General features: G+C 42.0%; 24 protein-coding genes. 23 read left to right on the top strand and 1 reads right to left on the bottom strand.

Annotated elements, in window-relative coordinates; all coding sequences use genetic code 11:
- The first annotated feature begins 41 nt into the window (after positions 1 to 41).
- From O3Q51_05105 to O3Q51_05120, 4 genes are all read left to right on the top strand, one after another.
- Entirely contained in the window at positions 42 to 680 is a 639-nt protein-coding gene (locus O3Q51_05105; GenBank protein MCZ4408173.1) for an FKBP-type peptidyl-prolyl cis-trans isomerase, read from the top strand.
- A gap of 622 nt (positions 681 to 1,302) precedes the next feature.
- Entirely contained in the window at positions 1,303 to 2,175 is an 873-nt protein-coding gene (locus O3Q51_05110) for a DUF808 domain-containing protein (protein MCZ4408174.1), read from the top strand.
- Positions 2,176 to 2,239: 64 nt separating this feature from the next.
- Positions 2,240 to 3,295, top strand: coding sequence for an NAD(P)/FAD-dependent oxidoreductase (locus O3Q51_05115; GenBank protein MCZ4408175.1), 1,056 nt, complete (start codon positions 2,240 to 2,242; stop codon positions 3,293 to 3,295).
- Between the two features lie 98 nt (positions 3,296 to 3,393).
- The gene (locus O3Q51_05120; GenBank protein ID MCZ4408176.1) at positions 3,394 to 3,717 is read left to right on the top strand and encodes a hypothetical protein; all 324 of its coding nucleotides are present in this window, start codon (positions 3,394 to 3,396) and stop codon (positions 3,715 to 3,717) included.
- 54 nt (positions 3,718 to 3,771) lie between these two features.
- Here the strand turns inward: O3Q51_05120 and O3Q51_05125 are convergent, their stop codons facing one another.
- Entirely contained in the window at positions 3,772 to 5,466 is a 1,695-nt protein-coding gene (locus O3Q51_05125; GenBank protein ID MCZ4408177.1) for a leucine-rich repeat domain-containing protein, read from the bottom strand.
- 309 nt (positions 5,467 to 5,775) lie between these two features.
- Between O3Q51_05125 and O3Q51_05130 the strand changes: the two genes are divergently transcribed.
- The 19 genes from O3Q51_05130 to O3Q51_05220 all read left to right on the top strand — a co-directional run bounded on the left by O3Q51_05130 (position 5,776) and on the right by O3Q51_05220 (position 19,770).
- Positions 5,776 to 6,234: a DUF1456 family protein gene (locus O3Q51_05130; protein ID MCZ4408178.1), complete on the top strand. Its 459-nt coding sequence runs from the start codon at positions 5,776 to 5,778 to the stop codon at positions 6,232 to 6,234.
- Positions 6,235 to 6,711: 477 nt separating this feature from the next.
- Complete coding sequence (gene ppdK / locus O3Q51_05135) at positions 6,712 to 9,444, top strand: pyruvate, phosphate dikinase (protein MCZ4408179.1); 2,733 nt, start codon at positions 6,712 to 6,714, stop codon at positions 9,442 to 9,444.
- A 155-nt stretch (positions 9,445 to 9,599) separates the two neighbouring features.
- Entirely contained in the window at positions 9,600 to 9,791 is a 192-nt protein-coding gene (locus tag O3Q51_05140) for a cold shock domain-containing protein (protein MCZ4408180.1), read from the top strand.
- Positions 9,792 to 10,041: 250 nt separating this feature from the next.
- Positions 10,042 to 10,686: a bacteriocin fulvocin C-related protein gene (locus tag O3Q51_05145; protein MCZ4408181.1), complete on the top strand. Its 645-nt coding sequence runs from the start codon at positions 10,042 to 10,044 to the stop codon at positions 10,684 to 10,686.
- 88 nt (positions 10,687 to 10,774) lie between these two features.
- Complete coding sequence (locus O3Q51_05150; GenBank protein ID MCZ4408182.1) at positions 10,775 to 11,197, top strand: DUF4421 family protein; 423 nt, start codon at positions 10,775 to 10,777, stop codon at positions 11,195 to 11,197.
- Positions 11,198 to 11,325: 128 nt separating this feature from the next.
- Positions 11,326 to 12,093, top strand: a complete 768-nt coding sequence (locus O3Q51_05155) for a pseudouridylate synthase (GenBank protein MCZ4408183.1) — start codon at positions 11,326 to 11,328, stop codon at positions 12,091 to 12,093.
- A 16-nt stretch (positions 12,094 to 12,109) separates the two neighbouring features.
- Positions 12,110 to 12,319: a hypothetical protein gene (locus tag O3Q51_05160; GenBank protein ID MCZ4408184.1), complete on the top strand. Its 210-nt coding sequence runs from the start codon at positions 12,110 to 12,112 to the stop codon at positions 12,317 to 12,319.
- A gap of 64 nt (positions 12,320 to 12,383) precedes the next feature.
- Positions 12,384 to 12,779, top strand: coding sequence for a DoxX-like family protein (locus O3Q51_05165; GenBank protein ID MCZ4408185.1), 396 nt, complete (start codon positions 12,384 to 12,386; stop codon positions 12,777 to 12,779).
- Entirely contained in the window at positions 12,776 to 13,510 is a 735-nt protein-coding gene (locus tag O3Q51_05170) for a DUF2071 domain-containing protein (protein MCZ4408186.1), read from the top strand. Before O3Q51_05165 ends, O3Q51_05170 begins: the two co-directional genes overlap by 4 nt.
- Positions 13,501 to 14,256 carry a class I SAM-dependent methyltransferase gene (locus O3Q51_05175; protein ID MCZ4408187.1) on the top strand — a complete coding sequence of 252 codons (756 nt, stop codon included), beginning with the start codon at positions 13,501 to 13,503 and terminating at the stop codon, positions 14,254 to 14,256. The genes O3Q51_05170 and O3Q51_05175 overlap by 10 nt, the downstream gene beginning before the upstream one ends.
- Positions 14,240 to 14,635 (top strand): hypothetical protein, encoded by a 396-nt coding sequence (locus O3Q51_05180; GenBank protein ID MCZ4408188.1) that lies wholly within the window; start codon positions 14,240 to 14,242, stop codon positions 14,633 to 14,635. Before O3Q51_05175 ends, O3Q51_05180 begins: the two co-directional genes overlap by 17 nt.
- Positions 14,636 to 14,657: 22 nt before the next feature.
- The gene (locus O3Q51_05185; protein ID MCZ4408189.1) at positions 14,658 to 15,275 is read left to right on the top strand and encodes a hypothetical protein; all 618 of its coding nucleotides are present in this window, start codon (positions 14,658 to 14,660) and stop codon (positions 15,273 to 15,275) included.
- A 21-nt stretch (positions 15,276 to 15,296) separates the two neighbouring features.
- Positions 15,297 to 15,839, top strand: coding sequence for a GNAT family N-acetyltransferase (locus tag O3Q51_05190; GenBank protein ID MCZ4408190.1), 543 nt, complete (start codon positions 15,297 to 15,299; stop codon positions 15,837 to 15,839).
- Between the two features lie 71 nt (positions 15,840 to 15,910).
- Positions 15,911 to 16,282, top strand: coding sequence for a VOC family protein (locus O3Q51_05195; protein MCZ4408191.1), 372 nt, complete (start codon positions 15,911 to 15,913; stop codon positions 16,280 to 16,282).
- Complete coding sequence (locus O3Q51_05200; GenBank protein ID MCZ4408192.1) at positions 16,266 to 16,817, top strand: GNAT family N-acetyltransferase; 552 nt, start codon at positions 16,266 to 16,268, stop codon at positions 16,815 to 16,817. Before O3Q51_05195 ends, O3Q51_05200 begins: the two co-directional genes overlap by 17 nt.
- Positions 16,818 to 16,833: 16 nt before the next feature.
- On the top strand, positions 16,834 to 17,370 hold the full coding sequence (locus O3Q51_05205) for an inorganic diphosphatase (protein ID MCZ4408193.1): 537 nt from the start codon (positions 16,834 to 16,836) through the stop codon (positions 17,368 to 17,370).
- A 155-nt stretch (positions 17,371 to 17,525) separates the two neighbouring features.
- Positions 17,526 to 18,224: a T9SS type A sorting domain-containing protein gene (locus O3Q51_05210; protein ID MCZ4408194.1), complete on the top strand. Its 699-nt coding sequence runs from the start codon at positions 17,526 to 17,528 to the stop codon at positions 18,222 to 18,224.
- A gap of 81 nt (positions 18,225 to 18,305) precedes the next feature.
- The gene (locus O3Q51_05215) at positions 18,306 to 19,376 is read left to right on the top strand and encodes a hypothetical protein (GenBank protein ID MCZ4408195.1); all 1,071 of its coding nucleotides are present in this window, start codon (positions 18,306 to 18,308) and stop codon (positions 19,374 to 19,376) included.
- Between the two features lies 1 nt (position 19,377).
- A complete protein-coding gene (locus O3Q51_05220; GenBank protein ID MCZ4408196.1) occupies positions 19,378 to 19,770 on the top strand; it encodes a RidA family protein in 393 nt (130 codons plus the stop codon).
- Positions 19,771 to 19,898 lie beyond the last annotated feature (128 nt).

Genomic DNA, 19,898 nt, shown 5'->3' on the forward strand with positions numbered 1-19,898 from the left:
AGCACTGAAGCGACTATTTATCCTCACTCACAACTCGAACAATGAAGAAATTAATTCTACTCCTATTGGCTAGCCCAACTTTATTGATGGCGCAACAAGACAGTATATTTTACGATACCGGTGAGTTGATGAATGTGTCATTCTACCGTGAGCCCGGAATTAAAAAGTCGCGATCGTACTATTACAAAACAGGCGAATTCAAGGGAGAAACCTTTTACGACCGTCGCGGTGTGATGAACGACGGATACACCTTAAGCCAGAACGGCGATACAATCGGCAAAAGCTTTGTTCCATTATTTAATGCGCAAGCTAAAAAAGACTTAAGCTTTATCGCTTGGGAAATGGACAAGTCGAGGATTTCCATTTCAATGGAAGAGAAGGGAAGTGGAAAAAAGCTGATGAAGGGAGATCAAGTCGAAGTGTGGTATATCGGTTATTTTGAAGATGGCAGCCAGTTCGACAATAGCGACATCACATCCGTCAAAGTCAAATTGACACTGGGCGAAGGCAGGATGCTCAAAAGCTTTGAAGACGCGCTACAGGAATTCCGCTCCGGAAGCTCGGGGTACATCAGGATTCCTTACCACTTGGCTTATGGTGATCAGGTGATGGGCAACCTACCTGCCAAATCCAATCTGATCTACTACATCAAGCCAAAAAGGGTGAAATCGCGGGAATAATCACGTGGCTTCAATCGATTAATGGCATGCTCACAGACCAAAGACACTGGTAGAAACTTTATTTTGAATAGAACCAAAGCGCAAATCAATGAGCTCTGAACCCATTGATTTAAAGTATACTTATCTTGTCATTCTTAAAAAAGAGAAGATTGTGAGTAAATAGAAAATACACGGAGAGGTTGCACCAGCTATTGTGGATGAAGTCAAAATCTTTGACCAACAAAGAACTGATGAATACTTTTCTATACGACCCTCGAGAAATGTTCTATCAGAACTAAATACTACCGCCGGCATTACTGGGAAAAAAAACAAGTGATCTCGGTAAAATGAAGATGGTTACTTTCAACATAAATCACGGTCAGCTGACGATTTACGTTTTCCGGAAACAGCCCGTTTCTTAGCTTGAGCATTGAGCTTAATCGAACCCTCTTTATGTACTCGATCAACTGCTATAACCTTAGATTGTCATTTTGGGTGTGGCTCACGACCCTCAAATGATTTCACGATACAGGTATACTTTGTTTACATGAAATTAATTGGCTGGTTGGGCGTCCCGATTGATTCCATTAGTTTTGACCGCAGTCAGTTGATAAATTTCACATATCACTTATTAAGTTAATTCATGGCATCAGGATTTTTTGCGCTATTTGATGATATAGCCGTGCTGATGGACGACGTTTCGGTTATGACGAAAGTCGCTACAAAAAAAACGGCAGGTATTCTGGCAGATGACTTGGCGGTAAATGCCGAAAAGGCTTCAGGCTTTGTTTCAAAAAGAGAGCTCCCCATCTTATGGAAAATCACCAAAGGCTCATTTCTAAATAAGCTCATTCTTCTGCCCATCACCTTTCTTTTGAGTGCGTTTTTACCCGAAGTTATTGTTCCCATTTTGCTGGTGGGAGGAGTGTATTTGGGTTTTGAAGGAGCCAAGAAGATCTACGAATACTTTTTTCATAAACAGGAGGACAATCATAAAGCCGAAGCCGCGAAGATGACGGCGGAACAAATAGCTGCTTATGAAAAGAAGAAGATTAAATCGGCGATTCTGGTCGATTTCATCTTGTCCATAGAAATCGTGATCATAGCGCTAGGGTCGGTGTTGGATCGACCGCTAAATGTCCAGATCGTGGTGGTAACCTTGGTAGCCTTCGCAGCCACCATTGGAGTGTATGGCATTGTGGCCCTATTGGTGAGAATGGACGATGCGGGCTTCTTATTGATCGCTCGGAGTAAAGGAGAACCGGGTATTGCAATGACCGTGGGAAAAGCCATGGTCAAAACCTTACCTGTATTGATCAGAAGCTTAGCAGTAATAGGCACGCTTGCGATGATCTTAGTGGCGGGAGGAATATTTGTGCACAATATCCATTTCATTCATGACCACGTCGATTTTATGCCTTCTGTTTTGGGCGAGTTTCTTGTCGGTTTGCTGGTTGGAGCGATTGCCTTAGGCCTTTTTAGCTTGTTTATGAAAATCAAAGGCGGCAAGCACTAGTTGAAGTTTAGATTAGGAATATGTGCTTCCGTCAACTTAAGCATCATTTTATTGTTTTCACAGAATGACAATCATCGTAGGAGCGGGTATATCGGGTTTATTAACTGCTTATCGGCTGCATCAAGCGGGCTTGGCATATACCATACTAGAAGCTCGCGAGAGGCTGGGCGGGAGAATCAATACCATTTCTACCAGCGACGGTACGCCGGTTGAAATGGGAGCCACGTGGTTTGGAAATCAACACCAACACCTTATAGCGCTTTTAGACGAGCTAGGACTAGGCGGGTTTGAGCAATACATGAAAGGAACGGCATTTTTTCAGCCATTCTCAACTTCACCCGCCGAATCCATACAGGTTCCGAGTCAGCCACCCAGCTACCGAATAGCGGGCGGTACTTCGCAAATCATCAGGACCTTGTTTCAAAAATTGGATCACAATAAGATTCTATTGAATCAAGCCGTAAAGGATATCAGATTTCATGAGAATGGAGTTAGAGTAGTAGCTAAAGAGGTCTTCGAGGCTGATCGCGTTGTGCTGTGTCTGCCACCAAAGCTTTGGGCGAAGAATATCTCAATCCGGCCTGAACTGCCGAGGGAGCTGTTGCAAACAGCCTTGCAAACACAAACTTGGATGGAAGACTCGATAAAGCTGGCTTTGTCGTATGCACACCCTTTTTGGCAAGAAGAGAACCTATCGGGGACCCTTTTCAGCAATACGGGCCCTATTACCGAATTCTACGATCACAGCAATCAGGAGAGATCTCAATACGCCCTCTGTGGGTTTGTCAATTCTTCATATGCTCAGCTAAGTGATGCCGAAAGACGCACTGCGGTGATGGATCAACTTCGTAGTGTTTTCGGAGCCAAGGCAGAGGAGTTTATCGACTTTGAAGAGTGTGTTTGGAGTAGGGAAAACTATACATTCGCGGCTTCAGAAACATCCCATTATCCACATCAGAACAATGGAAATCCTATTTTTCGGCAGTCCTTGATGGAAGGAAGGCTACTTCTTTCGGGTTCCGAAACTGCCTCCGCTTATCCCGGATACATGGATGGCGCCGTTCACTCCGCAAATGAAGCTGCGAGAAAAATAGCCCTGTCTGTCCAAGAAAGGAGTTAAACCAACTCTACCGAAGGCGATTTACCGAACGACCATAATTTAGTATTGCCTGTTTTTCCGCTACCTTTCGCTCCGCATTTTGAACTCAAGTTTACCACATGGATAAGAAAGTAGAAAAACCGTCACCCGAAGCAAAAGCACTTTCGCTGTTTTTAATGGCTTACAAGGCAAAAGATCCTTTTTACAAAGAGCAATTGAAGCGGATTAATCGCCAGTGGGACTTAACGAAAAAGGAGAAGATCAGTAAGAACGATTACCAGGAAGAGGTAGAGAAAATGCTCGAATCATACGGCGGCTATGATCAAGTCGTGGAAAAAACCGTTCGCTTTTACATCGATACAACCGGGAAGTGGAACTTAACCGGTGATGACAAATACTGTCTCGATGCAAAGGAAATAGCCGACAGAATCAAGAAGAAGTAGGCTCTTCATTCCTCAATCTCACGAGAGTAAGATTGAGGAATGAAGAGTTGTTCACTATTTGAAGCTTGTTTCAAACAGAGCTGCTTCCAGTTTCTTTACATCCTCATCAGAAAATTGATTTCCAGAGATATAAATCTTCTTTAATCCCGTCAGAGTGAAAAGAGAAGGAGGGATGTTTTTCAGATTGTTATCGGAAATATCTAAAACCTCGAGATTCTTCATCGCGCCGAATGCATCCGGCAATTCAGTAAAAGTATTGCTGTTGATATAGAGTTTCTCCAGTTTTGTCAGCTGATCCATGCAATCGGGAAGAGCCGTAAGCCCAATGTTTCTAGCACGTATTGTTTTAATGTCGGGATATTCACATATTGATCGCGGAAGAGCTTTTCCTCTCATGTTTCCATCTACCAATCCGCTTAGAATGAGCATATTGTTTTCTACGCGACCGTCTAGCGAAATTTCTTCATCACCACTGCTTCCTTCAGCAGGTGCTTGACTCATAAACTCCTCCACAGTCATTTCGCTGATGTCCTTTTTCGGAGCACCTGCACCATGAATTTTAGCAATTTCTGCGTACTTATCTTCCGCAATTAAGAAGTTGATGTCTTTGTTTGCCTTTCTGTTTCCAAGTAGCTTTTTGATGTCCGGAGCGGTCACTAACTTTGAAAGTACAAGGGAGCTATTGTATTTTTTGACGTTTTCCTGTTGGTCAATGAATTCGTGGAATTCTTCCAAACGGTTTACTTCGTTTGTGTTTACTGATCCTGTTTGCGCCAGTTTCAAGGCTTCATCCAAGTTGGTCCGTGCCTTGTCAAATTCTCCGATAAAGGTGTAACCAATGCTTAAGTTTTCGTAAAGTCCCTGGGCTACCTTATTATTCACTGCTGCTTTTTTATTCTCAGCATCGTATCGCTCTAGCCAAGATTCCCATATTTTGACAGGCCCTGTCAGCGATGAGTAATTCTTACTTTCTATAGCCGCAACGGCATTATCGGCAGCGGTTTCCGTTTCGGTATAATCCGCAGCATTACCCACACCATAGGCTATGTCCATTTTCAGTTTGGTTTCTTCGAAAAAGACGTGGTGGTAAATACTCTCGGCAAGGTTACCTAATTGTTTCACGACTGCTTTTCGAGTCATTGATGCTGATCCGATTTCATTGAATGCCAGTGCTAAATCAGCTTCGCTGGTGTAGTTGACTACCTGAATGGAAGTAACCGAGCCCTCATCTGTACTTACATGTTTTTCTATTTGTTCGTTTCCGAATTGCAGCTCCATGTCGCTATTCAATTCCCAAGTGTCTACTACACCTGTGGCATTTTTAGCACGAACCACTGCGGGCAGATTGTACTTTACCACAAAGTAGTATTGAGTGCATCCATCTTTGGCGACCATACACGATGACGTCTTTTGCTCTTTAGAAAGAACAGAGGGTTTTCCCAATGCCAGATCGATGGTTATATCACCTTCTCCGCCAACAATGGAAACCTCATTGAGTGCTTTGAAATCTATCTTAGAAACTTGTTCCATATCGGACTTCATTAAGTCCATATTTCCTAAGTACAGGCGAAGGGTGTCTTTATTGATAGGAAGGTCGGCGGTATAAACCTCAATTCCCAATGACTTCATTCCCTCAACAGGAACTGATGGGTATTGAAGGAAATCTGATTTAGCCGTGTTGGTTTTGATTTTTTGTCCCATGATGGCCCCTGCCAAAATCATAGAACAGAATAGTAAAGTGGTTTTCATGTAGAAGTAGTTTTTAAGATTTAGCCCTATGACAAGTTTCATTCCAAAAGTGATATTTTAGGATCCAAACATAGTTGTTTTGTACTCTCTACGATGTCTTTGTTGTGAGGGTTTTTAATTTTCATAGTTTATTTCTTCGCGCCGTGGTATGGCGTACGTAAATAGATATGAATACCTGCTTTTACCTCACAAAACGAAAGACTGAAAAGTATTCAAATATCAATGATATAAAGTATAGGCTGCTTTCCTGTCCCTATATTCTACTTAGTTTAGTGGGCTATAAGGCCGAATTCGAAAAAAAACCCTGAGATGACAAACAACGATGTATTGAGACGTGTGCGCTACCTATTTGATCTGAACGATTCAAAGATGATTACTCTTTTTAAATTGGCCGATCAGGAGGTCTCAAGAGAGCAGGTAAGCAACTGGTTGAAAAAGGACGACGATCCGTTACTGGTAGACATAAAGGATAAAGAACTGGCCATTTTTCTCAACGGATTGATCATAGATAAACGAGGGAAAAGAGATGGGCCAACACCACCGCCCGAAGATCCTTTGAGCAATAATATGATCCTCCGTAAACTCAAGATCGCCTTGGAGCTAACCACTGAGGATATGATAGATATTTTCGCTTTGATCAACAGGCAAATCACCAAAAACGAGCTGGGAGCCTTTTTCCGAAATCCCAATCACAAGTCATACCGACCCTGCCTGGATCAATACCTGCGGAATTTTCTCAATGGTCTACAGGCCAAGTACAAGAAGTAATAATGGCTTTATATCGAGCTATCAGATTAGCTAATTTGTTATCCTCTTCCATATGTCTTGCTACACTGCATTATTGCTCTCGGCCAAAAACACTTCATGCTTTTTTCAGCTTTTGAAAGAAATGAGATTTTTTTCTGCTCTGTGGTTTTTTCTTTCTAGATAGCTGTATTGGTCAGAATCGCGATTTGTTTTTGAGCAGGGAAAGGCAGGGATGGAAATTACAACAGGTAAAACGAAGATCGAACACATCTATTCGCGGATTGAAAATATTAGAGAAGGCCTTGCCCATCCATGGATTTTCTGCAAGAGCTAAAAATAATTACGACTATTTGTTTGAGATATTCGGCGGTCATTTTGATCCCTAATAAAGGGCGATTTTACACGCCGAAAATCTTTTTTCTGAAAGTGACTTATGTCATAGAGTAGAGATTTCATAGCCAGTAACTTAGTGTACACAAAACTACTAATTCACAGGTCATGGAAACTTTACAAGATCTAACACTAAGCGTTTACAAGTTTGGAAATAAACAAGCCGATGGGAGCAAAGAGCTCAAGAATCTACTAGGAGGGAAAGGGGCCAATCTCGCCGAGATGAGTCGTATAGGTATTCCGGTGCCTCCGGGCTTTACCATCACTACAGAAATATGCACCCAATACAATCAGGAAGGCAAAGATTCCACTATAGATAGAATTCGACCTGACGTAGAACAGGCGATTTCGGAAATTGAACAAACCATGGGATCGGTTTTCGGCGATCCCAAAAATCCCTTACTTATTTCGGTGCGCTCGGGTGCTCGTGTTTCAATGCCGGGAATGATGGATACCGTTTTGAATCTAGGTTTAAACGATGCGTCCGTTCAGGGATTGATTGAAAAAACGGGAAATGAACGTTTTGTATGGGACTCATACAGGCGCTTCATTCAAATGTACAGCGGAGTTGTACTTGGTTTAAAACCCGAGAGTAAAGATGACCTCGATCCTTTTGAAGAAGTCATCGATCACTTAAAAGAAAAGAGAGAAATTGATCTGGATACCGAATTTACCATTTCGGACCTCAAGGATTTGGTTTATGATTTCAAAGACATTGTGGCCAAAAGGAGCGGTCAGCCATTCCCAACGGATCCCTGGGATCAGCTGTGGGGTGCCATCATGGCCGTTTTTGATAGTTGGAACGGTGCGCGAGCAATCTACTACCGAAAAATGAGTGGCTATCCGGATGATTGGGGAACCGCGGTAAACGTACAAGCCATGGTATTCGGCAATATGAGCAACGACTCAGCAACGGGTGTTTGCTTCACCCGTGATGCCGGAACAGGTGAAAATGCTTTTAACGGTGAATACTTGCTCAATGCTCAAGGTGAAGATGTGGTGGCAGGTGTGAGAACTCCTCAGCAAATAACAAAATTAGGTTCTGAACGCTGGGCTCAACTGGCTCAAGTCGATGAAAAAGAACGAAAAGAAAAATTCCCTTCACTCGAAGAAGTGATGCCCGAGCTTTACAGCGAATTATTTGATTACCAGCACATGCTCGAAGATCATTACCGAGATATGCAGGATATGGAGTTTACCATTCAGGAAGGAAAGCTTTGGATTTTGCAAACGCGGAATGGAAAAAGAACAGGTGCGGCTATGGTCAAAATAGCCATGGATCTATTGGAAGAAGGGCTAATTGACGAAAAAACCGCCCTCAACAGGATAGACCCGATTAAGCTCGACGAACTTCTGCATCCTATCTTTGACCCTGAAGCACTCGCAGAGGGAACTGTCATCGCACAGGGTCTTCCGGCTTCTCCCGGGGCAGCCACGGGAAAGATTGTCTTCTTTGCCGATGAAGCTGATAAGTTTAAGTCTACCATACTAGTTCGCACGGAAACCTCTCCTGAAGACCTAGAGGGAATGCACGTCGCCAAAGGAATTGTAACCGCGCGAGGAGGGATGACCTCCCATGCAGCCGTTGTGGCAAGAGGTATGGGGAAATGTTGTGTTTCGGGAGCAGGAGCGCTCAAGATTGATTACAAAACACGAACGCTCAAAGTTGGAGATCATGAATACCACGAAGGCGATTGGATTTCAATAAACGGAAGCACGGGTAATATTTTTGAAGGAAAAATCAGAACCAAGGAACCTGAGTTGAGTGGTGAGTTTGCAGAGCTTATGTCCCTAAGCGATAAGTTTTCTCGTTTAGACGTTCGTACGAACGCCGATACTCCCAAAGATGCTCAAATAGCCCGCTCTTTCGGCGCGAAGGGAATCGGTCTGGCAAGAACGGAACATATGTTTTTTGAGGTAGATCGGATCAAGATCATGCGTGAAATGATTTTGGCAGATACAGTAAAAGGACGTAAACTGGCACTCAAAGAGCTCCTACCCATGCAGCGCAGCGACTTTGAAGGAATCTTCGAAGCTATGCAAGGTTTTCCGGTGACGATTCGCCTATTGGATCCACCGCTTCATGAGTTCGTTCCTCACCAATTGGCGACACAAAAAGAGCTTGCTGAGGATCTCCATATTTCACTTTCTAATGTGTTGTCAAAAATAGCTGAGCTGCAAGAGTTTAACCCCATGATGGGACACCGTGGCTGCCGGTTGGGAAATACCTATCCTGAGATCACTGAAATGCAAACTCAGGCCATCCTCGAGGCTGCTCTAAATCTTAAAATGGAGAAAGGAATAGAGTCAAAACCTGAAATAATGATTCCACTCGTGGGGACGCTGGAGGAGTTTATTCAGCAGAAAAAAATTATAGAAGAAACGGCGATCAAGGTCTTTAGGAAGTGTGGAGATCAGGTTTCGTACACCATTGGAACAATGATGGAAATACCTCGAGCCACCTTAATTGCTGACCAAATTGCGGAACACGCGGATTTCTTCTCTTTTGGAACCAATGATCTTACCCAAATGACCTTTGGCTATTCCAGAGATGACGCAGGTAAATTCCTTCCCATTTATTTGGAAAAAGGAATCCTCAAACACGATCCGTTTGAAGTACTGGATCAAGAAGGTGTAGGTCAGCTCGTTCAAACGGGAATTGAGCGAGGCCGAAAAACTGATCCGAATCTCAAAATCGGAATTTGTGGTGAACATGGAGGTGAGCCACAATCTATAGGATTCTTTCATCGTTCAGGTATGAACTACGTGAGTTGTTCACCTTATAGAGTGCCTATTGCACGAGTGGCATCAGCTCAGGCAGCTATCGCCACGACTGAATAGAATTAGTAGTTTTTATCAGGAGAACGCCCCCGAAGAGTTTATTTTCGGGGGTGTTCTATTTTTCGGCGAACCGGCTTTTCGTTCCGGTTCAATTACTCTCTATAAATCAAAAAGATAAAAGACTACCTTCACCACTGAACTAACGTACCAATAACATGAGTCAAGGAAAAGTAAAGTTTTTTAATAATGCCAAGGGTTTTGGGTTTATCACACCCGATGACGGTGGCAAGGATGCCTTCGTTCATCAGTCTTCATTGACCGAAGACATTAGAGAAGGTGATACCGTAAGCTTCGATTTGGAGCAAGGTGAAAAAGGACTGAACGCAGTAAATGTGAAAGTACTTTAACCGTTTGCCTTTAGAACGAATTGTATAAAAGAGCCTGTCTGTCAAGACGGGCTTTTTTTTAATTTTCATTATTATTCTTTTCAGTAAGCGGGAGAACTCTTTCTTTTTGAGCAATAGATACTAGGTATGTGCTTTCGTTTAATGGAGCTAGAGTATTCATTAACAGAGGGGTTAAGTCAGGTTGGTTTATTTTAAAATGACTACATTGAGTTGTAAATCATTCTAAATGAACAACTAAACCCCTTTTACAATGAAGTATCTAACCAATATTCAATCGCTTTTATTCTTATTATTATTCGCATCTGTTGTCACAGCCTGCAAGGATGACAAGCCCAAATCAACCGAGAAACCGGTAGTGGTGGAAAAGCCTACCGAAACCCCCGTTGAAGCTTCGGCGATTACCACCTTACGTTTGTCTATCGCGGCCCTACACCCCGAAGATCAGCGAGCGATAATAGGATCCTTACCCGCTCATTACACCTATGCCTTATGGAAAGATCGATTAAGTGAACTAATGGCCTCAGCCGAAACAACGGCAAAATCTGATTTGCTCTCCTCGGTTCACAGCGGTCTCCAATTGTCGATGTATACTGATGACGAAGTATCTTCCCAAACTCAACTATTTGTCGACAATATGCGCACCAGCGCACTAGAAGTGTATGATAATGATACGATGCATGTTCTGTCCATGTTTACCACATTAGGTGAATCTGTAGAGACCACAGGTATAACCGAAGGAGGAGGAGCAGCCCTCCCCAACTGTGAATGCACGACCTATGGACTTGATTTTGACTGCCATATTTTCGATGATTGCGTGGCCGGTGGCTGTGTAAAGGTGAAAAGGGCATGTGGTTTCTGGGATATTTATGATTGCAATGGACTATGCGTTGATTAGTCCAAGGTAGCCCGCACTCGAATAAACCCATAGCATTACTTATTGATCAAATCCTGTAGCATGGCTACAGGATTTTTTTTGAAAACGCATTGAAAATGACCAGTCATCCGATGTAAATACCCAGATGTTAAAAAACATTGAGACCAGCATTGGACCTAGATATGCCTACACATTTATTGCCAAAGAGAAATTCTATCTGTCATTGGGAGTTTTTGGAAGCTTAGGCTATTTGAATACCAAGGTGACAACTCGACTGCCTGCCGAGGATGTAATAATCAATCAAGATAATTTCATTTTCAGATGGGATACGAAAGTCGGAGTGGGATATAATGTGTCACGTTTCTACACGGGAGCATATACAAACTTATCAGGTATCCAGTACCAACAGGAAAACACGACGGTGGTCAACCATGAGACAAGAATTTTCTACCACTTATTTTTAGGGATGAGATTTAATGCGCCACGTTTCATAGAGCGACAGGTGAAAAACATTGAAAAAAAAATCCCATAGATTGAAACAGTCTTCAAATATGGGTGAAATCCGAAAGAGCCCATGTCGTATTTGAATGCCGTTCTTTACTTGGGTTTATTGACTTTATCCGTAAGTTCGCTACTCACTTTTGTTAGGTGAAATTCTCAATGGACGAGCAACTTATTTTTAGTTTTAAAACAGATATTTCAAGGATTTCCATTCCTGAAAAAATCAACAATCCCTTTGGGTCACTTATCCCCAAAATAGCTGAGATCGCCGCAGCTGAGTTTCAAGAATACATTACCGAAAACGCGCAAGATTGGGAGCACGACTTCAGTGTCGATAATGGAAAAATGTTTGGAGTTCTGGTGATTCAAAAAGAGGACAAGTCTTATGGTTACCTGCGGGGAGTGTCGGGAACACTTCCCGGTAAAGGAAAAAGCAAGAGTTTGGTTCCTTCGATATTTGATGATTCGGCAGATGACTACTTCATCCACAAAGGTATGGTCGCCTTGACTGAAATGACTCGCAGAATGAACGCCTTGAAAAATGAATCTGAAATTTCCCGATTGAAAAAAGCCAGGAAAGAGAAATCCTTTGCTTTGCAGCAGCAGCTATTTGAGCATTATCGCTTTTTGAACAGTCGAGGTAATGAGAAGAATGTAGTGGAGATTTTCAAAAGTTCGTCCCACGGAAATCCGCCCTCAGCGGCAGGTGATTGCGCAGCTCCCAAATTGCTGCAATACGCCTTCGAGCATGGCTTAAAACCCCTTGCCTTGGCTGAATTTTGGTGGGGGCTTTCGCCAAAAGGCAAAGAGCGAAAACACAAAGAGTTCTATCCATCTTGCAAGAATAAATGCAGGCCGATATTGGAGTACATGCTGGATGACGAAGGTTTGTTTGATCAAGTCAAAAACGTCAATACAGTAAAATGAAAAAGGAGTAACAGTCATGAAAAAATACAACAGGTTAGAACTCATTGGATTTGCACTATTAGTAATAGGTACTCTTTTTTGGCTTTCCGAAGAGTATTTTTTGATTGAATCATTGGTATCCGTTTACACCATTGCACAATTTGTATTTTGGATCGGTTTGTTCATTTGGGCTTTGGGCTATATGCTTAGAGAGAAAGAGCAGAAGGATCAACCAAAGGTCAATTAATTGAGGTTTCTTTACCTCGTTGAAGTAAGCACCAAAAAGGCCTTGAAACTAAAAAGTACTGAGATTGAAAAACGCCTTCTTTCATAAGCTATTTACTTTTATGATAGCCTCGGTTTGGTTGATCAATGGACTCATTTGTAAAGTGCTCAACGCGGTTCCTCGACACGAACAAATTGTGGGGGAGGTTTTAGGTAAAGACCTTTCGAGACCTTTAACTGTGCTAATCGGTGTTTCGGAAATAGTAATGGCTGTGTGGATAGTATCAAAGTTCAAATCAAAGTTGAATGCCATCGCTCAAATAGTCATTGTGGCAACTATGAATACTCTGGAGTTTTTTCTGGTTCCTGATCTTTTACTTTGGGGAAGACTAAATTCACTTTTTGCTTTGTTGTTCATTGCACTCGTTTACTACAATGAATTTGTTCTGGCAGAAAAAGTAAACCTACAAATCGGGAAATGAGGTTTTTAAAAAAGCACCCCTTTGGAGTTGAAGCATATTTTGATAGTTCTCTTGTCCTAACTTTTGCTGTTCTAAAAGAAGAACTTCAAGTATTAATTCCAGAATGTTTGGAGCTAGACACTTTTCAGGATAAATGGGCATTTATTGCAGTGGCGTTGGTTCAAACCAGAGGGTTAAGGCCAAAAGGGTTTCCTCTATTTTTTGGGAATGACTTTTTCCTAATTGGATACAGAATTTTTGTTCGGTATACAAATAATGCAGGAAGACGACTCAGAGGACTATACATAGTCAAGTCAGAGACAGACAAGAAAAGAATGGAGTTTTTTGGGAACATCTTCACTCACTACAACTACTCAACCACCGACATCAGTCAAAGCATGAATGGTAATTTTAGACACATCACTTCCCAGAAGTCAAAATTTGAAATAGTAGTTGAGCAAACAAATGGCGAAACAAAACTCCCTGAAGGTTCACCTTTTGATGATTGGAAAGCTGCTCGGAAATTTGCAGGCCCACTGCCCCATACGTTTACCTATCAGCCAGATGATAGATCCGTATTAATTATTGAAGGAGTTCGCCAAAACTGGAAACCGCAACCCGTTAAAGTGACAAATTATAATTTTGATTTTCTCAATGAATTAAATTTGAACGGGATGGTTTTAGCCAATGCCTTTGAAGTCAAGAACATTCCATACTATTGGAAAAAAGGCCTTGTTGAAAAATGGAACTAGGACGAAAACGTTTTCAAGGGATAGGCAATATTATTCGATTCAATTGGCACTTTTACCTAATCGCGTGCTTGGGTTTGGCTTTATTGTTTGCTTTCAGTTCTTATTTACCCGCGTCATTACAAACGCTGGCTTTGTCGCTTGCACTTTTAGTGACGCTTACCATCACTACTTCGCTTGCCGTATCCTATTACGTTTACGATTTGTCAGATCTCTACCAGTTGAGGTGGCTCTCCGATGCTGACGATAAAACGGTCTTGAATGTGAATGCCGGGTTCGACGAAACCAGTGATCTTATTAGGGTTTATTTCCCTAAAGTCGATTTGACCATTTGTGACTTCTACAACGAAGAACAGCATACTGAACCATCTATCAAGAGAGCCAGAAGAGCTTATCCACTTATTGAAGATACATTAGTAGTTTCGACAGATAGACTTCCCTTTTCGGAGGACTCATTTGATTATTCCCTAGCTATTTTATCAGCCCATGAAATAAGAAACGAAAAAGAGAGAATTGTTTTTTTTAAAGAATTGAACCGAGTCACGAAATCAGAGGGACAAATCTATGTCACCGAACATTTGAGAGACTTCAACAATTTTTTGGCTTATTCCATTGGCTCTTTTCATTTTCATTCCAAATCAACTTGGAAGCGGACTTTTGACCACGCTAATCTGAAAATTGCGGGAGAAATAAAATCAACACCTTTCATCACAACTTTCATACTCAAAAAAAATGGAGCTTCAGTTTAAGGTTATAGGTGTTTTACTTATAGTTCTATCTCTGGTTCATGTCATATTTCCTAAGTATTTCCGCTGGAAGGAAGAACTTAAAAACTTGAGTTTAATGAATAGGCAAATGATGAGGGTTCACACATTTTTCATTGCGCTTGTTGTTTTTCTCATGGGCTTACTTTGTTTGACTTCAGCCCCAGAGCTTTTGGAAACTGAACTCGGCAAAAGGATATCTCTCGGACTTGCCATCTTCTGGGGAGTTCGACTTTTTATTCAATTTTTTGGATACTCATCAGCTCTATGGAAAGGAAAGTTGTTTGAAACCAGTGTGCATATAGTATTCACCATGTTTTGGGTATATTTAAGTGTCGTATTTTATATGAATTATTTGGATTAAATGGACATCGATTAGATAAGACATGCTCAGGCAAAATTTCATATCTCTCTTAAATTCATATACTTCCGATACTGATCTGGTCAACACGCTTTGGGAGGAAATCGAGAGGAATTACACGGGCAAAAAGAGGCACTACCACACCCTTGAACATCTGGAGAATCTGCTTAGACAGCTCGACCTGATCCGCGAGGAGATCCAAGATTGGGACGCGATACTGTTTACACTTTATTACCATGATGTGGTATACAGTGCACTTAAATCAGATAATGAAGAGCGGAGCGCGATCCTTGCGGAAAACCGAATGCGTCAGTTAGGTATGCCAAAGGATAGAATCGATCGCTGCAAGGCGATTATTCTAGCTACAAAATCACATGAGCTTTCGACAGATGCGGATACCAACTACTTCACCGACGCCGACCTGTCAGCTTTGGGAATGCCGTGGGAAGAGTATTCTCGGTATTACCTTGGCGTTAGAAAAGAGTATTCGATTTATCCTGAATTCATGTACAACCGAGGCCGCAAGAAGGTATTAAATCATTTTCTCTCGATGGAGCGAATATTCAAGACCGACTATTTTCACGAGAAGTATGAGGACCAAGCCAAACAAAACATAAAGCAAGAGTTAGAAATGCTCTCTTAAACTATTCGATCAGCAATCATTATGACCAACCAGTACGTCTTCACATCAGAGCGCCTCGGCTTCAGAAATTGGAGCCTGGATGACCTAGATGAATTTTCTGAGTTAAACGCAGACCCTGCCGTGATGGAGCACTTTCCCGCGGCTTTGACCAGAGAAGAAACCACAGAATTTATCCACCGCTTGATCGCTCATTACGACAAGCACGGCTACAATTATTTTGCTACTGAAATTATCGGTACGGGAGAGTTGATAGGATTTATTGGCTTGGCTTATCAAACCTATGAAGCACCTTTCTGTCCCGCCACGGATATTGGTTGGCGTTTAAAGAAATCGGCATGGGCCAAAGGCTACGCCACTGAAGGGGCGAGGCGATGCTTGAAATATGCCTTTGAAGAGTTAAAGCTTGATCGGGTCATTTCAACCTGCACACTGAGTAATGTTAATTCTGAAAAAGTGATGAAGAAAATCGGGATGACCAGAGTGGGAGAGTTCAAGCACCCGCGACTCGAGGCATTCCCCGATTATGAGAATTGCGTTTGGTATGAAGTATCCAACAGTAGTTAATTTACTACCTCATAAGCGATGAATTCGATAGCTTTGGTACGCTACATTGCATTAACTAAATCAATCAACCCATGTTATTAGGTGCCTTTTCCGTAAGTCTTAGTGTAAAAGACATTCATCAATCAAAAGCTTTTTACGAAAAGCTAGGTTTTACTGTTCTCGCAGGAGAGATCGAAAAAAACTACCTCATCATGAAAAATGAGAATGCATTGATCGGACTCTTCCAAGGAATGTTTCCCGACAATATCCTCACTTTCAATCCCGGCTGGAATGAAAGAGGGCAGAACACAGAGACCTTTGACGACATCAGAGAGATCCAAAAACAGCTGATGTCTTCGGGGATTGAAATACCGACACCGTTGGACGAATCATCAGAAGGCCCTGCTAACATCATGGTCACCGACCCCGACGGCAATGTGATACTAATTGATCAGCATCGATAGAATGGACTACGCCAATCAAGAGAGTGAGCGCCTGATTTATCGTCGAGCTACCTTTGATGATATTCCTGCCTGGTCCGAATTCTTTGTGGATAATGACCGACTCCATTTTTTTGATTTTGACCTTACCAAGACCAAAGAGGAACTGGCAGAGCAATGGATAGTGAAGCAATTTGAGCGGTACACAACCAATGGTTATGGTCATCTAGCAGTAGAATTGAAGTCAACGGGAGCGCTAATAGCTATGGGCGGTATATTGCCAAGGGAGATTAAGGGTCGACCTGAATTTGAAATTGGCTATTCCGTCAATCCGAGGTACTGGGGAAATGGATACGCCACTGAAACTGCCATGACGATGAAGGACTTTGCAATCAACCAAATCGATTCTCCTCGGTTTATCTCTATTATCGACTTGGAGAATCACCAATCGGCCAATGTAGCCGTGAAGAATGGCATGAAAGTCTTATTTCAAACTGATTTCATGGGAGCAGAGGTGAATATATACGGGATAGATAATAGCGCTAAATCAACCATTTAATTCAAAAAAAAACAAAATGAACAACCACCCTTGGCATGACGTAAGTATCGGAGAAAACTACCCCGAAAAAGTAAGAGGCATCATTGAAATTCCAAAGAATTGCCGAGCGAAATATGAACTGGACAAAGAGTCGGGAATGCTAATACTCGACAGAGTTTTATACTCATCGATTAACTATCCCGCCAATTACGGATTCATACCTCAGACTTATTGTGATGATAACGATCCGCTGGACATTCTCGTCATTTCCCAAATAGACATTGTGCCCATGTGCTTGGTGGAAGCTACTGTTCTCGGGGTTATGCGCATGCTCGACGGAGGTGAGATGGATGACAAGATTATCGCTGTGGCGTCAAATGATATTAGTGTCAATCATATGAAAGACATTTCTGACTTGCCTCCACACCTCACTACTGAGTTGCGGAGCTTCTTTGAGGATTATAAAAAGCTCGAGCACAAAGAAGTCATTGTAGAAGAATTTCAGGGAAGAGAAGTGGCCCTGGAAGTAATCAATCAGGCTGTAATCGACTACAGGGAGAAGTACGGGAAGTAGTCGACGTTTTTGTCCTATTGGTTTTGCCCATCAAATTGTTTGTAGCCTTTCAATGGTAGCAGTTTTTCCTCTGCAACTAAGTTTTATTTTTCACGTCAGAAATTCAGAGTATCAAAGAGGTACTCGGACCATTATTAATTATAAATCATTACCCTATGAAAAAACTTTACTTTTTACTCGGCTTGGCCTTTCTTGGCTCGCAAGCCACTATGGCCCAAACCATTTGGACTGGTGAAACTATGACTTTTGTCAAAGCAGGTGGAGCTGATTTCACTCTTGAAGAAAATCAAGATAGAATAACAAATGATGTTTGGATTACCCGTGGAAACAACCAAGGGATTTACAATATCGCGGTAGAATCGTCTTACGAGGATTTTGTAAGTCCGGTTGGAACAGAGTGGGCTATTGGTACAACATCTGATATAGAGTCGCTCACTTTCACCGATTGGGAATCGACTAGTGGTTCTAACCCTCCTTCTTTGGTAAATCAGGATATGGTTGTGCACTTAATAGATGACGATATTTACATCGACATAAAGTTCACTAATTGGGGTTCAGGAATGCAAGGTGGACAAGGAGCTTTCTCTTACGAGAGATCAACCAATCAGAGTTTGAGTGTGGACGATGCATCTGCCAATCAAGAGATTGTATTGTTCCCTAATCCGGCTGTAGATTACATCCAAGTATCAGGGCTTGAAGATGTGCAACAGTATTCGGTTTTCAATCTTTTGGGACAAGAGGTAAAAAATGGCCTCATCACAGAAATGGGTCAAATCCAAATTGGAGAACTTCAAAGAGGACTTTACTTTTTGAGAATAGGAAATGGTCCTGCGTCTCGATTTGTTAAGAACTAGAATTCAATACTAGATTTCTTAAACCCCGCTCGTTTCATATGAGTGGGGTTTTTTGTGTTCATTTGAATCCAATTGTGCCCTATGTCAATTTCGAAAGTTCCCTTCTTTTTAGCTCTGCTGGTCTTCTTTACGTCTTGCGACGGCCAAGTTTCAATAGAGTTCAACAGCAAAAAAGATAAATCACAAAGTCAGCTTATTGCTTCAGGCAAAAAAGTAAAAAGGGTAGATGTAGGTCCGGTGATTTTCTTCGAGGATAATAAAGGGAATTTATGGCTTGCCAACGATAAGCTTTATCGGTTTGACGGTAAGCAGCTGGTTCGATTTTCCGAAGAAGATGGCCTGCCCGGGGAAAGAATAATTAGAATCGATGAGGATCAAAATGGGGCTCTCTACATCAATAGAATAGAGGGAGTTATGAAATTTGACGAAAACGTATTTGAAGAACTGGAAGTCAATGAAAGAAAGCGCAATTCTGATTGGAGATTGGAGCCGGGCGATCTTTGGTTCATTGTGGATTTTGGGGAAAATCAAGTCTATCGCTCAGATGGAAAGTGGCTGTACCCACTTTCATTTTCAAACCACCCATTAGAAAGCCAGTTTGCTGATGCTTTCGCAAATCCTTCGTTTAGTCCATTTGGTGTTTATTCTATCTTGGTAGACGATAATGGCTTCCCTTGGTTTGGAACTGCCGCCGCCGGGGCTTGCCGCTATGATGGAAAGTCGTTCACTTGGATACTTGAAGAAAATGTAATGGAATTTAATGAAGGTTCAGCGCCCGGTGTACGTTCCATGTTAGAAGATAGGAATGGCAATTTTTGGTTTAACAATGATATCCTCCATCGATATCGCATGGAGGATAACAATTACATTGCATTAGCTGGTATTGACACGACTCAATACACTAAAATGCCCTTTTCATTTATGTCCATTGCCCAAGCTGGAAATGGAGACCTTTGGATGACAACTTATACTGAAGGCGTATGGCTATATGATGGCGAAAATCTCATCCACTATCCTATACAAAAAGACGGAGATGATTTGGAGCTGTATTCCATCTTTGCTGATAGTAATGGCGAAGTATGGTTGGGAACTCACAAAGAAGGCGTTTACAGATTTGATGGATACACTTTTCAATCATTTACAATAGAATAGAATGGCAACAGATCTAAATAGACACAACATCTCAACAGGCTCTACTTTCGAAGAGAGAATAGGCTACTCCAGAGCTGTAGTGGCTGGAGAGTGGGTATTCGTATCAGGCACTACCGGCTACGACTACTCGACAATGACTATTTCTAATGACATTGTTAAACAAACCGAGCAGTGCTTGCAAAACATAGAGAAAGTATTGACCGAAGCAGGCTCGAAGCTCGAGGACATTGTGCGCGTAACCTATATTCTTCCCGAAGCATCGGAGTTTGAGATGTGCTGGCCCACTTTACGAAAGTACTTTGGCGAAGTAAAACCTGCTGCCACAATGATCTCAGCCGGTTTAGCAAATGACTTAATGAAAATAGAGATTGAAGTAACGGCAATCAGAAGTTAAAATCAGCCGTGAGCAAGCAATGGTCTATCTCTCTCTTACCTGAATGTTGCGAAGTTACCGTTCTATTTCTGCAGTTCAAAACAATACGGCATATCTTGATGTCTTGTATTTAAGATTCCATTTATTTC

The organism is Cryomorphaceae bacterium 1068 (genome assembly GCA_027214385.1).
Taxonomy (GTDB): domain Bacteria; phylum Bacteroidota; class Bacteroidia; order Flavobacteriales_D; family Cryomorphaceae; genus JAKVAV01.

Excerpts from the sequence above, each read along its gene's own strand:
- O3Q51_05105 (MCZ4408173.1), top strand. The coding sequence starts at position 42 with ATGAAGAAATTAATTCTACTCCTATTGGCTAGCCCAACTTTATTGATG.
- O3Q51_05110 (MCZ4408174.1), top strand. The coding sequence starts at position 1,303 with ATGGCATCAGGATTTTTTGCGCTATTTGATGATATAGCCGTGCTGATG.
- O3Q51_05115 (MCZ4408175.1), top strand. The coding sequence starts at position 2,240 with ATGACAATCATCGTAGGAGCGGGTATATCGGGTTTATTAACTGCTTAT.
- O3Q51_05120 (MCZ4408176.1), top strand. The coding sequence starts at position 3,394 with ATGGATAAGAAAGTAGAAAAACCGTCACCCGAAGCAAAAGCACTTTCG.
- O3Q51_05125 (MCZ4408177.1), bottom strand. The coding sequence starts at position 5,466 with ATGAAAACCACTTTACTATTCTGTTCTATGATTTTGGCAGGGGCCATC.
- O3Q51_05130 (MCZ4408178.1), top strand. The coding sequence starts at position 5,776 with ATGACAAACAACGATGTATTGAGACGTGTGCGCTACCTATTTGATCTG.
- ppdK (MCZ4408179.1), top strand. The coding sequence starts at position 6,712 with ATGGAAACTTTACAAGATCTAACACTAAGCGTTTACAAGTTTGGAAAT.
- O3Q51_05140 (MCZ4408180.1), top strand. The coding sequence starts at position 9,600 with ATGAGTCAAGGAAAAGTAAAGTTTTTTAATAATGCCAAGGGTTTTGGG.
- O3Q51_05145 (MCZ4408181.1), top strand. The coding sequence starts at position 10,042 with ATGAAGTATCTAACCAATATTCAATCGCTTTTATTCTTATTATTATTC.
- O3Q51_05155 (MCZ4408183.1), top strand. The coding sequence starts at position 11,326 with ATGGACGAGCAACTTATTTTTAGTTTTAAAACAGATATTTCAAGGATT.
- O3Q51_05160 (MCZ4408184.1), top strand. The coding sequence starts at position 12,110 with ATGAAAAAATACAACAGGTTAGAACTCATTGGATTTGCACTATTAGTA.
- O3Q51_05170 (MCZ4408186.1), top strand. The coding sequence starts at position 12,776 with ATGAGGTTTTTAAAAAAGCACCCCTTTGGAGTTGAAGCATATTTTGAT.
- O3Q51_05175 (MCZ4408187.1), top strand. The coding sequence starts at position 13,501 with ATGGAACTAGGACGAAAACGTTTTCAAGGGATAGGCAATATTATTCGA.
- O3Q51_05180 (MCZ4408188.1), top strand. The coding sequence starts at position 14,240 with ATGGAGCTTCAGTTTAAGGTTATAGGTGTTTTACTTATAGTTCTATCT.
- O3Q51_05185 (MCZ4408189.1), top strand. The coding sequence starts at position 14,658 with ATGCTCAGGCAAAATTTCATATCTCTCTTAAATTCATATACTTCCGAT.
- O3Q51_05190 (MCZ4408190.1), top strand. The coding sequence starts at position 15,297 with ATGACCAACCAGTACGTCTTCACATCAGAGCGCCTCGGCTTCAGAAAT.
- O3Q51_05195 (MCZ4408191.1), top strand. The coding sequence starts at position 15,911 with ATGTTATTAGGTGCCTTTTCCGTAAGTCTTAGTGTAAAAGACATTCAT.
- O3Q51_05205 (MCZ4408193.1), top strand. The coding sequence starts at position 16,834 with ATGAACAACCACCCTTGGCATGACGTAAGTATCGGAGAAAACTACCCC.
- O3Q51_05210 (MCZ4408194.1), top strand. The coding sequence starts at position 17,526 with ATGAAAAAACTTTACTTTTTACTCGGCTTGGCCTTTCTTGGCTCGCAA.
- O3Q51_05215 (MCZ4408195.1), top strand. The coding sequence starts at position 18,306 with ATGTCAATTTCGAAAGTTCCCTTCTTTTTAGCTCTGCTGGTCTTCTTT.
- O3Q51_05220 (MCZ4408196.1), top strand. The coding sequence starts at position 19,378 with ATGGCAACAGATCTAAATAGACACAACATCTCAACAGGCTCTACTTTC.